The organism is Micromonospora sp. WMMB482 (assembly GCF_019038635.1).
GTDB classification, from domain to species: Bacteria; Actinomycetota; Actinomycetes; order Mycobacteriales; family Micromonosporaceae; genus Micromonospora; species Micromonospora marina.
In genome coordinates, this window is record NZ_JAHOPD010000020.1 from 5,861,988 (window position 1) to 5,876,418 (window position 14,431).

Sequence of the window (14,431 nt, forward strand, 5' to 3'; positions counted from 1 at the left end):
CGTTCCCGCGCCCCGCACCCAATGGCGGCACCCTTTAGCGCGACCCGCCGAATGGAAACAGCGGGCTATTGTTGCGGAATTACCACGCGGTAGGTCAAACTCTTAGCCACACCCCGCCCGACACAGGGAGTAATGGCGATGGCAAGGAAAGTAATCACCGTTCTGACCGACGACCTCGACGGCGGAAAGGCCGATCGGACCGTCGAGTTCAGCCTGGACGGCGTGGCGTACACGATCGACGTCTCCGACGAGAACGCGGGCGTCCTGCGCAAGGCGCTGGATCCGTACATCAGCGCTGGCAGGCGAATGGGCCGGGGAGCGGCCGAGGTCCCCCGCGGCGCCCGCCGCACCACCCGGCCGAGCACCTCGGGAATGGACCGCGAGCAGAACCGCGCCATCCGGGAATGGGCCGCCAAGAACGGGTTCGAGATTTCCGAGCGCGGGCGCATCCCGGTGTCGGTCGTCGAGGCGTACAAGAACCGCTGACCGCCGCCGGTTCACCGTCGGGCATCCCGGGGTCACGCTGAGAAATCGGCGTGGCCCCGATCGGCTTTCTACGGCCGGCGCTTTTCATCTCGCCGGATACCGCCGGGATGAGATTTCTTTCGGGACCACCTCCCACCGTGCCCGTACGCGGGAACGGCAGCGGCCGCCCGGAGGAGCCCTCCGGACGGCCGCTGCCGATCGCCCGATCAGTTGACGCGGATGCGCACCACGTCGATGGCGGGGGTCTGGTTCGCCCGCTCCATCATCGGGATGCGGTGCGAGCCGTCACCGGCCCAGACCGCGCACTGCGCCACGCCCGACTGCGCCAGGCCCGGGATCTGGATCAGCACGTCGTCCGGCTGCTCGCTGCCCCGCCCGTCCTCCGTGGCGACGAAGAACGCCGGCACGTCCTGCGGGTTCGGAGGCTGCCGGGTGCTGCCGAGCATCCGGCAGGCGGTGTGGAAGTGGCCGCGCACCAGGCCCTGCCCGTTGAGCAGCGAGCTCTCCAGGTAGTAGCCGCCCTGGCCGGCGGCGAGGAAGCGGTCCCGCACCAGGTTCTTGGTGGTGACCCGGAGCGTGAACGGCTGGTTGCGCCGCACCTGGTTCGGGAACTGCGTGATCAGCAGCGACGGGTTGTTCGCCGCGGCGCCCACCTCACCGAACGCGGTGCTCACGCACCGGTTGCCGTTCTGGAAGCCGTCGTGGGCCTGAAGCTCGCTGTCGGAGCAGTCCTTGGCGAGCACGTCCAGGCCGTTTCCGCCGCCGTTGTTCTGGCCACCGCCGTTGTTGTTCCCGCCGCCGTTCTGGCCGCCGTTGTTCCCGCCGTTCTGGCCGCCGTTGTTCCCGCCGTTCTGAGGGGCATCGGTCACCGCGCACTGGGCGAGCTGGTCCAGGCCCTGCGGACGCTGGGCGACCCGGCCGATGGCGGTGGCGATCCGGTTGAGCGTGGCGGTCCGCTTGTCCGCGAGCGGACGCAGGATCGCATTGTTGATGAACTCACCGCCGTTTCGGCCGTCCGCCGCGAGCCGGCGGTTCGCCTCGGCGATCTGGCTCTCCAGCAACGCCAGGTTACGGTCCACCTCGGCCCGGGCCCGGTCGGGCACCTGCGGCAGCCGGCCGCGGACGTCCGGGCAGGCCACGGTCGGGGTGCCGGCGCCCGCACCGCCCGCGTTCGTCTGCTGGCACTCGGCCGGCGACATCTGGCCGTCGCCCCAGTGGTTGCGGACCCAGCGGCCGTTCTGCCACGTACGAGTGGTGCTCCCCTGGCCCTTCGGGGCGGTCGCCCCGGGGCTCGCGGGCACGCAGGACGCCGAGGCGGCGCGGGTGGTCGTCCGCCGGTCCTGGGCGGACGAGATCTGGGTGACGGCGACGATGCCGCCGAAGACCGCGAGCGTGCCGACAACCGCCAGCATCCGCTTGCTCCGCGCGTTACCGGATGCCCGGCGCGCCCGTGTGGACCTGCGCATCGAATTGCTCTCCTTCTCGATCCGGTAGTTGACTGGTGATCCCGGCGGACCGACGAATTCGGGGTGTGAGATCACTGCGACGCTCGGTCGCACGTCAATGGCCGACGATGCCCTTTCCGCACCGTCTCCGCACCGTCGGGGCGCGGCGGGGAAGATCTGCGTCCATTCCCGATGAGGTACGGAGCGCCGTCGGCGAAGGTTCAACCGGAGAGCGGAAAAAAATCGAAAGCCGCCGTCCTCGCCGGCGAGGACGGCTCAGTCGGCGCAGAGGTGGTCGAACGCGAACCCGCCGTCGAAGGAGTCCCGCTGCGCGGCCAGCGCGCGTACCCGCCGGAGAAGCTCGGCGCGGTCCACCAGGGACGGCGCTGCGCCGTCGAGGTCGCGCAGCCGCTCCCCCAGCGCCACAGCGGCCAGGTCCTCGGCGAGCCGCCCCGGGTCGACGCCGCAGGAGAAACCGCGCGAGGTCAGCCGGACCCGCTCCAGCAGGCAGCGGCCGGGCCGCACCTCGGCCCAGGCCCAGCCCTCCGCCGGGCCGTCGGTCCAGCGCACGTGCAGGCCACGCACGATCGGGTCGGCGATGCGGCCCGCCACGTACGCCTCGACCGCCTCGACCCGGGCCAGCGCCCCCAGGTCGTTCACCGGTCCCCGCCGGCCGTCCGGCAGCCGGCCGATGATGTCCCGGAAGCCGACCGCGTCGCCGCCGTCCGGGTCGGTGCCGTCGGCGTACGCCCGCGCGTCCAGCACGTACTCGGCGAACCGGCGGACCTGCTCAGCGCCACCCAGCGCCGGCGACTCGACGCGCAGCAGCGGCAGGCCGACGGCGGCGCAGACCGCGTCGGTCAGCCGTTCTTCCCGCCGCGCGGACGATCCGTCCGGGACCGGCGCGGTGAACCGCACCGCGAAGCGCGGCAGCCCGGTGTCGGCGGCGCAGACCACCAGGTCGAGCGACGCGCGTCCGGCGGTGCTCCACTGGCTGCCGGTGACCCCCGGCGGGCGGCCCTGCACCAGGTCGCCGAGCCGCCGCCCGCCGTGACCGAGGTGACCGGCACGGACCAGGGACGGCGCGGCCCCGCGCGGGATCGGCCGCAGCCAGGAGGCGGTCACGCTGCCTGTGCTCGTCATCTCGCCCCGATCCCCCTCGTCCGGTCGACGCCCGAGTCTATGTGGTGGGGCACGACCGGTCCGGCCGACCGGTGCGCTACCGCGCCCGTCCCTCTAGGCTCTGCCCGTGCCCAGCGGACGGACCCCGGAACAGTTCACCAAACGCAGTCTCGTCGCCGTTTCCCACGCCATCGAACGCGCCGCGCTCGCCGAGGCCGAGGACGGCCCGCTCGTCGTGCTCGCGCTGTTCCAGCGGCTGCCGTACTTCGCCCGGGAGCGCGAGGTCTACCGGCGCATCGCCGGCCGCGCCGCCGTGACGGTGGTGGCGATGGTCGGCGGGCCGCCGCCCGACCTGCCCGAGGGTGCCTACGGCGTGCCGCTCGACGAGGCGGAGGCACTGGCCCGGGAGTGGACGGTGGTGGCGCTCAGCCCACGTTTCGGCGCCACACTCGTCGCGCACGACCGGGCCGAGGTGGCGCCCGCGCCCACGCTGGAGTCCGGCCGCCTGTTCGAGGGACGCTGGGGCTTCCGCCGCGACGAGGCGCTGCACGAGGCGATCCGGCTGCGCGAACAGCTCGCCGAGCGGCTGCCCGCCGCGGCTCGTGCCGCGCTGGACGAGGCGATCGGCCGGGTGCGGGACATCCCGGCCGGGCCGGGCGAACCGCGTGCCGAGGCGGCGCTGCGGATGCTGGCCCGCCGCGGCGACCGGCGCCACCAGCCGGTCGAGCCGGCCGAGACGATGCTGGAGGAAGCCGGCCTGGCCCGGTGGTCCGGCGCGGACGGGGTGACCGCCTCCGGCACGCTGCCGGTGGCGCTGGTCGGCCTGCGTGTGGACGCGCCGCCCGGATCGCCGGAACGCTTCGGCCGCCGCGGCGTCGCCCGGGAGGGGCATGCCGTGCTCACCGCGATCACCGCCGTGCTGCGGCCGGTCGACCGCGCGGTGCGCGTCACCGAGAACGAGTTCCAGCTCGTTCTGCCCGGGCTCGACGAACCGGCCGCGCTGGAGGTGGTACGCCGGCTGCACGACGCGATCGGCGCGCTGGCCCGGTCGTACCCGTTCATGGCGTACACCGTGCACGCGGCGGTCGGGGTGACCACTCGGCGGCCGCTGCCCACCGCGGACCTGCGCGCGGCGGTCGACTGGGCGGTACGCAAGGGCGTGCCGGTGGCCGGCCTGCCGACGGAGACCGCCGACGCCGTGACCGCGGCGGCCCGCTGACCGGCGCGGTTCGAGGAGGGGGACGCGGTGCGAGTGGTCTCGCTGGTGCCGTCGCTGACCGAGGCCGTCGCGGCCACCCGCCCGGAGGTGCTGGTCGGGGCGACCGACTGGTGCACCCATCCGGCCGGGCTGGACGTCGCCCGGGTCGGCGGGACGAAGTACCCGGACCTGGACCGGGTGCTCGCGCTGGAGCCGGATCTGGTGCTGCTCAACGAGGAGGAGAACCGGCTGGCCGACGCCGAGGCGCTACGCGCGGCCGGGGTGCCGGTGCGGGTCACCTTCCCGCGTACCGTGCCGGAGGCCCTCGACCAGCTCGGTGAGCTGGTCGAGGCGCTCGGCGCGCCGGCCGTGCCGTCGTGGCTGCGCGAGGCCCGCCGTGCCTGGGCCGCACTGCCCGCCCCGGAGCGGGTCCGCACCGCTGTGGTGCCGGTGTGGCGGCGGCCGTGGGTGGTGCTGGGGCGGGACACGTTCGCCGGGGACGTGCTGGCCCGGCTCGGTGTACGCAACGGCTACGCCGGCGACGCGGAACGCTATCCCCGGCCGAGCCTGGACGAGCTGCGCGCTCGGGCGCCGGACCTCGTGGTGCTGCCCGACGAGCCGTACCGGTTCACCGCCGACGACGGCCCGGAGGCGTTCCCGGGGGTGCCGGCGGCGCTGGTGTCCGGCCGGCACCTCACCTGGTACGGCCCGTCGCTGGCCGAGGCTCCGGCGCTGCTCGCCGCCCAGCTCGCCACCGCGGGCCCCACCTGACCGGTGCGGCCCGGGTGGCGGCGCTCAGGCGACCGGGGTGGCGTGCACCGGGTCCAGTTCCATCAGCGTGGTGTCGTCCACGTCGTACCCGATCGCGTTGTGCACCGCGACCACGCCCGCGACCTGGGCGGCGAGACGGCCCGCCAGCTCGACGGCGCTGCGCCGGTCCAGTCGCCCGTCCATGGTGACCTCGCCGCCACGGACCTGGACCGTCACCAGGCCGTCACGCACGGACAGCACCCGGCGCAGCACCTCGCGCACGACCTCCTCGCGGATCTCCGCGTCGGTACGTAGATGCACGCGCAGCAGGTCACCACGGGTGACGATGCCGGCGAGCCGGCCCAGGTCGTCGAGCACCGGGAGCCGCTTGACCGCCTCGTGGTCCATCAGCCGGGCGGTCGCCGCGAGCGACGCCCGCTCGTGGGTGGTGACAGCGGGGGCGGTCATCAGATCCCGGGCGAGGAGCGCGCCCGCCTTCTCCCGTGCGGTACGGCGGCGCCGCCCCTCGAAGACCCGCCGCTCGTCCGGGTGGCCGGACCGCTCCACCTTGTGCAGCAGGTCCGCCTCGGAGATCACCCCGAGCACCCGGCGGAACGAGTCCACCACCGGCACACCGCTGATCCGCTGCCGGACCAGCACGTCGACGACCTCGCGGTACGGCGTCTCCTCCGTCACCGTCGCGACGTCCCTGGTCATCACGTCGGCCACCTGCCACGTCCTCATCACGACCTCCTCGTACCGGGCCTCCACCTGCGACGGTAGGTGGCCGGCGGGCGCCCCGGTCAGGGGCGGCGGACCGGCGGCGACGGGCCGACCGGACCGGGTACGGACGGGACCAACGGCCCGGTCACGAGGGCCCCTCTCGGCCCTGCTGCCGGACGCCGCGCGGCGGTGGAATGAATGTGCCACCGGGAAGCGCGGTGCGAGGCACAGGAAGGGACGTGGAGACAATGACCGCGACAATCGAGCGGACCCCCGCCGCCACCAACGCTCCGGCGGCGCACACCGGGACCACCCGCCAGAAGGCCACCCGCTACGTCTGGGCCGGGCTGCGGCTCGCGCTGGGCTGGGTGTTCCTCTGGGCCTTCCTCGACAAGATGTTCGGCCTGGGCCACGAGACCCCGGCGAAGAACGCCTGGATCAACGGCGGCAGCCCCACCAAGGGCTTCCTGGGTAACGCGGTCGAGGGACCGTTCGCCGGCTTCTACCAGAACCTGGCCGGCGCGGCGTGGGCGGACTGGCTGTTCATGGTCGGCCTGCTCGGCATCGGTGTCGCGCTGATGCTCGGCGTCGGCATCCGGATCGCCGCCGCCGCGGGAGGGCTGCTCCTGGTCCTGATGTGGACGGCAGTGCTGCCCCCGGCGAACAACCCCTTCATGGACGACCACCTCATCTACGCGGGCCTGCTGGCCGGCCTGGCCCTGGTGGGCGCCGGCAACACCCTCGGCCTCGGCCGGGCCTGGGCGAAGCTCCCCCTGGTCCAGCGTCTCCCCTGGCTGAAGTGACCAGCTCGCCCCGGGGCGGGCGCCGCCGGCAGGCGGCGCCCGCCCTCATTCGTGTCCCCGCCACACCGTTGTGCGGGGACCGGCGCGTATCGGCCGGTCACGATCCGGCAGGATCGACTGTGACCACACCGTCAGCATCCGAGGAGACCCGCTCATGGACAAGCCCGAGGTCGGCCCGATCGAGGGCGCGCCGCCCGCCGATCTCGTCGTCGAGGACATCACCGTCGGCGACGGCCCGGAGGCCCGCCAGGGCCAACTGGTGAGCGTGCACTACGTGGGCGTGGCCCACTCCAACGGCCGCGAGTTCGACGCCTCGTGGAACCGGGGTGAGACGTTCGAGTTCCCGCTCGGCGGCGGCCAGGTCATCGCCGGCTGGGACCAGGGCGTCGTGGGCATGAAGGTGGGCGGCCGGCGAAAGCTCACCATCCCGCCGCACCTGGGCTACGGCGCCCGGGGCGCGGGTGGCGTCATCAAGCCGAACGAGACGCTCGTCTTCGTGGTGGACCTGCTCGGCGTGCGCTGAGCGCACCGCCCTTCCCGTCGGGCCGTCGGCACTCGCGCCGGCGGCCCGGCGTGCGCCCGGCCCGGCTGCGTGCGCCCGGCCCGGCAGCCGTTCAGGCCGCGCAGGCCACCAGTTCGTGGGCGCGGCCGGACAGATCCTGGGCGCGGCCGGGCGGATCCTGCGCTCGGCCGGAGCAGCGTACCGGGAGCACCCGGTGCAGGCCGGTCACCCGCAGCACCCGGGCCACCACCGGGTCGGGGTCGGTGAGCACCAGCTCGCCACCGCGGGCCCGGACCCGCAGGTGGGTGGCGACCAGCGCGCGGACCCCGGCGGCGGAGAGCAGCCGCACACCGGACAGGTCGACCACCAGCACCGGCCGGGCGGGCGCCGCCCAGAGCGCGGCCCGGAACGCCGTCACGGAGGCGATGTCGATCTCGCCGACCGGGCGCAGCTCGACCACGTGATCGTGCACGTCCATCGCCACGTGGAAGCGCTCAACGCTGGGTACCATACGGCCGAACCTACCCGGCCCCACCGACATTTCCGGACCTCGCGGCGGGGGTTCCGGGTAGTGTCCGGGAACCGACCCCGAGCTGTCTCAGGGTCGTCCCCGCAGCCGCCACGCCACGCCGCGCGGGAGTCGGCGAAACGCCGTCGGGGACTGCCCCGCGCGACGCCGCCGGACCACAATGAGCCGATGGTCGTCCCCCGCCCGCGTGCCCCACTGCTGATCCGGCCGGTCCGCGAGCCGGCCACGGTGCCGCCGCCGCTCACCGGTCCCTGGTCGCCCGCTGACACCCGGCTCGATCGGGCCGACCTGCTGCCGCTGCCGGCCGGCGGGCACGGCCCGGAGGACGTGGTGGTCGACGGCGACGGCCGGGTGGTCAGCGGCGACGAGGACGGCCGGCTCTGGTGGTGGCCGGCCGACTCCCCGCCCGGCACGCCGCCGACGCTGCTTGCCGAGACCGGCGGACGACCGCTGGGCGTCGAACGGGATCCGGTCGACGGAGGGTTGCTGGTCTGCGACGCGTACCGGGGTCTGCTGCGGGTCGACCCGGCCGGCCGGGTGCACGAGCTGACCGGGACCGCGCCGCCGGTGCACCTGGCCGACAACGCGGCCGTGGCGCGCGACGGCACCGTCTACTTCACCGACTCGTCCGACCGGTTCCCGCTCTCGCACTGGAAGCGCGACCTGCTGGAGCACCGGCCCAACGGGCGGATCCTCGCGTACGACAGGCGCACCGGGCGCACCGACGTGGTCGCGGACGGGCTCTACTTCCCCAACGGGCTCGCGCTGACGCCGGACGAGTCGGCGCTGATGCTCGCCGAGACCGCCACCCACCGGCTGCTCCGGGTGGACCTGCCGGGCGGGCGGGCCACGGTGCTCACCGACCTGCCCGCCTACCCGGACAACATCTCCGCGGTCGGCGACGGCACCTACTGGGTCGCGTTGCCCAGCCCTCGGCTGCGGGCCATGGAGCGGCTGCTGCCGCATCCCCGGGTCCGGCAGATCGTGGCCCTGCTACCAGGGGCGGTGCAACCGCAGCCACGCCGCTACGGGCTGGTCGCGCTCGTCGACGGCACGGGCCGGGTGCTGCGTACGCTGCACGGCCCGAGCGGGGCGTACCCGATGGTCACCGGCGTGCGGCAACACGGCCGCCACCTCTGGCTGGGCAGCCTGACCGCGACCGGGGTGGCCCGCGTCGGCCTGGACTGAGCACGGCGCGGGGCCCGGCCCGCGCGGACGCGGGCCGGCCCCGTGGCCGTTCCTCCCCAGGTTCAGCCGCCGCTGTTGCTCCGCGTGGGGGCCGGGGCCGGTGACGACCCGCCGGCCACCGCGCCCGGGTGCGGCGTGGCGCTCTGCGTGGGCTTCAGCCCCGCCGGTACGGGCAGCGCGCTGCCCTTGGCGAACTCGTCCCAGCTCACGTTCCAGGCGGTGAAACCGTTGCCCTGGTCGAGCTTCACCTCGGTGCCCTTGACCGTCACCAGGTCACCGACCTGTGTGATGCCCATCAGCCAGTCCGCGGCGGTGGCCGAGACGTTCGTGCAGCCGTGCGAGACGTTCGTGCTGCCCTGATCCCCCTCGGACCACGGCGCCGAGTGGATGAACTCGCCGCCCCAGGTCAGCCGCTGGGCGTCGTCCACGTCGACCACGTAGCCGCCGTTCGGCTCACCGCGTGTGTCGAACGTGGTGTGCTCGTGCTTCTCCATGATCACCATCGCACCGCTGGACGTCGGCGTGCTCGGCTTGCCGAGGCTGACCGGGATCCTCTTGAGCACCTTGCCGTCCTGGTAGACGGTCATCTGCTTGGTCCCGTTGTCGATGTCGAGCGTCACCTGCCGGCCGACCTTGGCGGTCGCGATGCGGTCGGAGTCACCGATCGCGTCCTTGCCGATCGGCAGCCCCTGCAAACCGCTGCGCACACTGATCGTGGTGCCCGGCTTCCAGCGGTCCGGCGCCCGGTACTCGGCCTGCTTGCCGTCGGCCACCCAGGACCAGGTGCCCGGCTGCGGCGGGTCGGTCTTCACGAACAGCCGGCGCTGCACGTCGGCGCGGGCCTCCTCCGGAATCGGGGGGTCGAATCCGAGCACGACCGGCATCGCCGTCCCGTACGTCTGATTCGACCGGAAATACAATTCGCTGGTGACGGCCGGTTTGGTGGATTTGGCCATCGTCGTGAACGTCGTCTTCCGCGTGGCGGTCTTGCCGGAATCGCCGGTCGCGGTCACCTCCGCGGTGTACGTCCGGGAATTGGCGAGCGGCCGGTCCGGCACCCAGCCGGACCCGTCCTCACGCGGCTGGGCCGGCACGGCGTTGCCCTTGTCGTCGGTCAGCTTGACGGCTGTCACCTTGCCGTTGCTGACCTTCGTCCCCACCTCCGCGCTGATCGGCACGTCCCGCGTGCGGTCGGCCGGCGTCACGGAGACCGACGGCGGCGCCGCCTCGGCCCGCTTCGTCACCGACTTCGGGCCGGCGGTACACGCGCCGACCGCCAGTGGCGCGGCTGCGACGGTCATCGCGAAAAGCGTCAGTCGGCGCCTCGCAAACATATTTCGCCCCCCATTTCCGAACCCTCTCGCCCATATTCTGTAGGCCCGGGGTCGCGCCGTGGCACCTTCGGCGGAATTGCTCGGAAACAGCTGCGTGAATTGTGCCGGACAGGTAATTCCCGTCCCGGCTTGCGCCCCACGCGCCCTCCGCCCGGTTCCCCCTTCCCCGCTCTCGTCCACCCCAGGCCCCCGCCTCGCGCCCACCCGCCCCTCGTCCGTCGATCATGAAGGTGACGGCGTACGGCGTCCGATTCGTCCCCGCCAACCTCATGATCGACGGGGAGAGGGCGAGCGTGAGGGGGCGGCCCGGCGAGATCTTGGTACCGAACGGCCCCTATAGGGGCACTTTCGTACCAAGATCTCGACCTGTCCCACCCACCGGACCAGCGGTCCCGCAAGACGGGCAGCGCTGGACGTCGCACGCCAGCCGAGCCGGCTCTCGCCCACGCCACCAGCGGCGGCGGGGACGGGAGCGGCCCCGGCCCTCGGGTGAGGGCCGGGGCCGGGGGCGGGGGCGGGGGCGGGGGCGGGGGTGGGGGTGGGGTGGGGTCAGACGTTGGCGACCAGGAGGGCGGGCTGCTCGACGCAGTCGGCGACGTGGCGCAGGAAGCCGCCGGCCACGCCACCGTCGCAGACCCGGTGGTCGAACGTGAGACTGATCTGGGTCACCTTGCGGACGGCGAGCTGCCCGTCCACCACCCACGGCTTGTCCACGATCCGCCCGACGCCGAGCAGCGCCGCCTCCGGGTGATTGATGATCGGCGTGGAGCCGTCCACGCCGAACACGCCGTAGTTGTTGAGCGTGAACGTCCCACCGGTCAGCCGTGCCGGTGGGAGCGTGCCGGCCCGGGCCGCCGCCGTGGTCTCGGCGAGCGCGGCGGCCAGTTCCCGGGTGGTGAGCCGCTGCGCGTCCCGCACCACCGGCACGACCAGGCCGCGGTCGGTCTGCGCGGCGATGCCCAGGTGCACGCCCGCGGACTGGACGATCCGCTGCCCCTCGGTGTCGACGTGCGCGTTGAGCTGCGGGTACCTCCGCAGGCCGCTCAGGCAGATCCGGGCCAGCAGTGCCAGGATGCTCACCGGTGTGTCCGGGGTGGCCGCGTTGATCGCCGCGCGCGTCTCCAGCAGTCCGGTCGCGTCCACGTCGACCCAGATGGTCACCTCGGGGATCTCCCGGCGGCTGCGGGAGAGCTTGTCGGCGATCACCTTGCGGATGCCGGTGAGCGGGATGACCGTGTCGCCGTCGCCGGTCGGGGCGAGCCCGACGTGCGCGGCCGGGACGTCCGGCACCGCCGCCAGCCGGGCCGCCGGAGCGGGGGCGGTCACGGCGGCGTCCAGATCGGCCCGGCGGATCACACCACCTGGCCCGGTACCGCGCAGCGACGCCAGGTCGATGCCGTGCTCCTTCGCCAGCCGCCGCACGATCGGCGAGATGACCAGCGGCGCCGCCGCCGGGCCGCCGGTCGGTGCCGGCCCAGCCGTGCGGTCAGCCGAGGCGGCAGTGCCGTCCCGAGCCGACGAGCTGGCCGAATCCGGGCCCGCCGGAACCGACGAACCGGCCGGAACCGGAGAGCCCGCCGCTGGACCGGACGCGAGATCCGCCGAGGCGGGTGCGCCGGGATCGGTGGCCAGCGCCAGCCGTGGCCGGCGCCGACGCCGGCCCGTGCCGCCGTGGCCGGTGCCGTAGCCGATCAGGACGTTGCCGGACCCGGCCCGCTCCTCCTCACGGTAGGTGGCGTGCGGGTCGGGGGCGTCGTCGAGCGGCGCGATGGTGATGAGGGGCTGGCCCACCGGGCGTACCTGACCGGCCGCGCCGTGCAGGGCCACGACCCGTCCGGCGTACGGGCACGGCACGTCGACGACAGCCTTGGCGGTCTCCACCTCGACCACTGTCTGGTCCACGGTGACCACGTCGCCGACGGCGACCCGCCACTCGACGATCTCCGCCTCGCTCAGCCCTTCCCCGAGGTCGGGCAGGAGAAAGTCCCGGGTTCCGATCGCCGCTGTCATGCCGTGCCGACCGGGCATACCCTCACGGCCCTCGCTCCGCTCGGTGCGCTCGGTCATGCCGTGCCGACCGGGCATACCCTCACGGCCCTCGCTCCGCTCGGTGCGCTCGGTCATGCCGCCACCCACCTTGTGTCGGGCTGGTCGTCCCACTGGAGCCGGGCCACGGCGTCCAGCACCCGGTCGACCGAGGGCAGGTGGGTGTGCTCCAGCATCGGCGCCGGGTACGGGATGTCCAGCCCGGACACCCGCAGCACCGGCGCGTGCAGGGCGTGGAAGCAGCGTTCCTGGACCCGGGCGGCGATCTCCGCGCCGACACCGGCGAATCCCTGCGCCTCCTGGATCACCACGCACCGGCCGGTACGGCGGACCGAGGCGGTGACGGTGGCGTCGTCGAACGGCACGATGCTGCGCACGTCGACGACCTCCAGATCCCAGCCCTCCTCACGGGCCGCCTCGGCGGCGGCGAGCGCGACCGGCACCGCCGGCCCGTACGCGATCAGCGTGGCGTCGGTGCCCGGGCGGCGCACCACCGCGGTGCCGATCGGCGCGGTACGGGCGGGCAGCTCGGCCTCGGCGCTGGTGAAGTAGAGCTTCTTGGGCTCCAGGAACACCACCGGGTCGGGGTCGTCGACGGCGGCGCGCAGCAGCGAGTACGCGTCGTCCACAGTCGCCGGCGTGACCACCTTCAGGCCGGGGGTGTGCGCGTAGTACGCCTCGGACGAGTCGCAGTGGTGCTCCACGCCGCCGATGCCACCGGCGTACGGCACCCGGATGACGATCGGCACGCTGAGCGAGCCGCGGGTGCGGTTGCGCAGCTTCGCCACGTGCGAGGCGATCTGCTCGAACGCCGGGTACGCGAACGCGTCGAACTGCATCTCGACCACCGGACGCAGCCCGGACATGGCCAGGCCGACGGCGAACCCGACGATGCCGGCCTCCGCGAGGGGGGTGTCGAAGCAGCGCTTGTCGCCGAAGCGGGCCTGCAACCCGTCGGTGATCCGGAAGACGCCGCCGAGCTGGCCGACGTCCTCACCGAAGACGACCACCCGGTCGTCGTCGAGCATCGCGTCGGCGAGCGCGGCGTTGAGCGCCTTCGCCATGGTCATGGTGGCCATCAGGCGTCCCCCTCCCCGTCGGCGGCCAGCTCGGCCCGGACCATCTCGCGCTGCTCGGCCAGTTGCGGCGTCGGCTCGGCGTACACGTGGTCGAACAGGCTCAGCGGGTCCACGGTCGGCTGGGAGTCCATCCGGCGGCGCAGCGTCGCGGCGTACTCCTCGGCCTCCTCCGCGACGGCCGCGACGGCGGCGTCGTCCAGCACGCCCCTGGCCCGCAGGTACGCGTCGAGCCGGGCGATCGGGTCGCGGTCGCGCCACGCCTCGACCTCGTCGGCGTCGCGGTAGCGGGTCTGGTCGTCGGCGTTGGTGTGCGGTTCCATCCGGTACGTGTGCGCCTCGACCAGGTAGGGGCCCTTGCCGGCGCGGGCGTGCGCCACGGCGCGCTCCAGCACAGCCAGGACGGCCACCGGGTCGTTGCCGTCGACCTGCTCGCTGGGTACGCCGTAGCCGACGCCCTTGTAGGCCAGGCTCGGCGCGGCGGTCTGCCGGGACAGCGGCACGCTGATCGCGTACTTGTTGTTCTGCACCAGGTAGACGACCGGCGCCTTGAACACGGCGGCGAAGTTGATGCCCTCGTGGAAGTCGCCCTCGCTGGTGGCGCCGTCGCCGATGAACGCCAGCGCCACCGTGTCGCGCCCCTGGTACGACTCGCCGTAGGCCAGCCCGGCGGCGTGCACGCACTGGGTCGCGAGCGGGGTGCACTGCGGCGCGGTGCGGGTGGCGGCCGAGTCGTACCCGCAGTGCCAGTCGCCGCGCAGCAGCGTGAGCACCTCGACCGGGTCGAGGCCGCGCGCGGTCAGCGCCATCGACTCGCGGTAGGTGGGGAACACCCAGTCGGTGTCGCGCAGCGCGAGGACGCCGCCGATCTGGCACGCCTCCTGGCCACGGGCGGACGGGTAGACGGCGAGGCGGCCCTGCTTGGTGAGCGCGGTGGCCTGCACGTCGAAGCGGCGGCCGACGACCATGCGCCGGTACATCTCGCGCAGCGTCTCGACCGGCGGCTCCGGGTAGTCGTCACGGGCCGGCAGCGGGGTCCCGTCGGGTTCGAGCAGCCGGACCGGCTCCCGCTGCGGCATGAAGCCGGCCGACGGGTCGGATGCGGCCGGGGTGGTCTTCCGGCGGGTGCGCGGGGATGCCCTGCGGACCGCCTGGGGTGTGGTCGTCACGGCGGGGACCTCCTGGACGTGTGGTGGCCCTATGCTCCCGGTAGTGGATGATTGACTCAA

The 14,431-nt window shown here is 73.8% G+C and carries 14 protein-coding genes; 6 read left to right on the plus strand and 8 right to left on the minus strand.

Going from position 1 to position 14,431, the window contains the following annotated elements:
- Positions 1–138 precede the first annotated feature (138 nt).
- Positions 139–486, plus strand: a complete 348-nt coding sequence (locus KSK32_RS28640; RefSeq protein WP_216934363.1) for an Lsr2 family protein — start codon at positions 139–141, stop codon at positions 484–486.
- Positions 487–692: 206 nt separating this feature from the next.
- Here KSK32_RS28640 and KSK32_RS28645 read toward each other — a convergent pair whose 3' ends face one another.
- Entirely contained in the window at positions 693–1,898 is a 1,206-nt protein-coding gene (locus KSK32_RS28645; RefSeq protein ID WP_216934365.1) for a hypothetical protein, read from the minus strand.
- Positions 1,899–2,207: 309 nt separating this feature from the next.
- A complete protein-coding gene (locus KSK32_RS28650) occupies positions 2,208–3,074 on the minus strand; it encodes a DUF2726 domain-containing protein (protein ID WP_216934367.1) in 867 nt (288 codons plus the stop codon).
- 106 nt (positions 3,075–3,180) lie between these two features.
- On the opposite strand from KSK32_RS28650, the gene KSK32_RS28655 reads away from it, so the two are divergent.
- Complete coding sequence (locus tag KSK32_RS28655) at positions 3,181–4,272, plus strand: DICT sensory domain-containing protein (protein ID WP_216934369.1); 1,092 nt, start codon at positions 3,181–3,183, stop codon at positions 4,270–4,272.
- Between the two features lie 27 nt (positions 4,273–4,299).
- Positions 4,300–5,022 (plus strand): helical backbone metal receptor, encoded by a 723-nt coding sequence (locus tag KSK32_RS28660; RefSeq protein WP_216934371.1) that lies wholly within the window; start codon positions 4,300–4,302, stop codon positions 5,020–5,022.
- Positions 5,023–5,046: 24 nt separating this feature from the next.
- Here KSK32_RS28660 and KSK32_RS28665 read toward each other — a convergent pair whose 3' ends face one another.
- Positions 5,047–5,745, minus strand: coding sequence for a CBS domain-containing protein (locus KSK32_RS28665; RefSeq protein ID WP_216934373.1), 699 nt, complete (start codon positions 5,743–5,745; stop codon positions 5,047–5,049).
- 218 nt (positions 5,746–5,963) lie between these two features.
- On the opposite strand from KSK32_RS28665, the gene KSK32_RS28670 reads away from it, so the two are divergent.
- Both KSK32_RS28670 and KSK32_RS28675 read left to right on the plus strand, forming a co-directional pair.
- A complete protein-coding gene (locus tag KSK32_RS28670) occupies positions 5,964–6,527 on the plus strand; it encodes a DoxX family membrane protein (RefSeq protein WP_216934374.1) in 564 nt (187 codons plus the stop codon).
- Between the two features lie 154 nt (positions 6,528–6,681).
- Positions 6,682–7,050, plus strand: coding sequence for an FKBP-type peptidyl-prolyl cis-trans isomerase (locus KSK32_RS28675; RefSeq protein WP_216934377.1), 369 nt, complete (start codon positions 6,682–6,684; stop codon positions 7,048–7,050).
- A 91-nt stretch (positions 7,051–7,141) separates the two neighbouring features.
- Here KSK32_RS28675 and KSK32_RS28680 read toward each other — a convergent pair whose 3' ends face one another.
- Positions 7,142–7,540, minus strand: a complete 399-nt coding sequence (locus tag KSK32_RS28680) for an STAS domain-containing protein (protein WP_254187224.1) — start codon at positions 7,538–7,540, stop codon at positions 7,142–7,144.
- A 186-nt stretch (positions 7,541–7,726) separates the two neighbouring features.
- On the opposite strand from KSK32_RS28680, the gene KSK32_RS28685 reads away from it, so the two are divergent.
- Positions 7,727–8,746: an SMP-30/gluconolactonase/LRE family protein gene (locus tag KSK32_RS28685; protein WP_216934381.1), complete on the plus strand. Its 1,020-nt coding sequence runs from the start codon at positions 7,727–7,729 to the stop codon at positions 8,744–8,746.
- A gap of 62 nt (positions 8,747–8,808) precedes the next feature.
- On the opposite strand, the gene KSK32_RS28690 is transcribed toward KSK32_RS28685, so the two are convergent.
- The 4 genes from KSK32_RS28690 to pdhA form a co-directional block, all read right to left on the minus strand.
- Complete coding sequence (locus KSK32_RS28690) at positions 8,809–10,080, minus strand: Ig-like domain-containing protein (protein ID WP_216934383.1); 1,272 nt, start codon at positions 10,078–10,080, stop codon at positions 8,809–8,811.
- A 549-nt stretch (positions 10,081–10,629) separates the two neighbouring features.
- On the minus strand, positions 10,630–12,090 hold the full coding sequence (locus KSK32_RS28695; RefSeq protein ID WP_216936411.1) for a dihydrolipoamide acetyltransferase family protein: 1,461 nt from the start codon (positions 12,088–12,090) through the stop codon (positions 10,630–10,632).
- A 110-nt stretch (positions 12,091–12,200) separates the two neighbouring features.
- Positions 12,201–13,205, minus strand: coding sequence for an alpha-ketoacid dehydrogenase subunit beta (locus tag KSK32_RS28700; protein WP_216934385.1), 1,005 nt, complete (start codon positions 13,203–13,205; stop codon positions 12,201–12,203).
- Positions 13,205–14,404 carry a pyruvate dehydrogenase (acetyl-transferring) E1 component subunit alpha gene (gene pdhA, locus KSK32_RS28705; RefSeq protein WP_216936413.1) on the minus strand — a complete coding sequence of 400 codons (1,200 nt, stop codon included), beginning with the start codon at positions 14,402–14,404 and terminating at the stop codon, positions 13,205–13,207. The genes KSK32_RS28700 and pdhA overlap by 1 nt, the downstream gene beginning before the upstream one ends.
- Positions 14,405–14,431 lie beyond the last annotated feature (27 nt).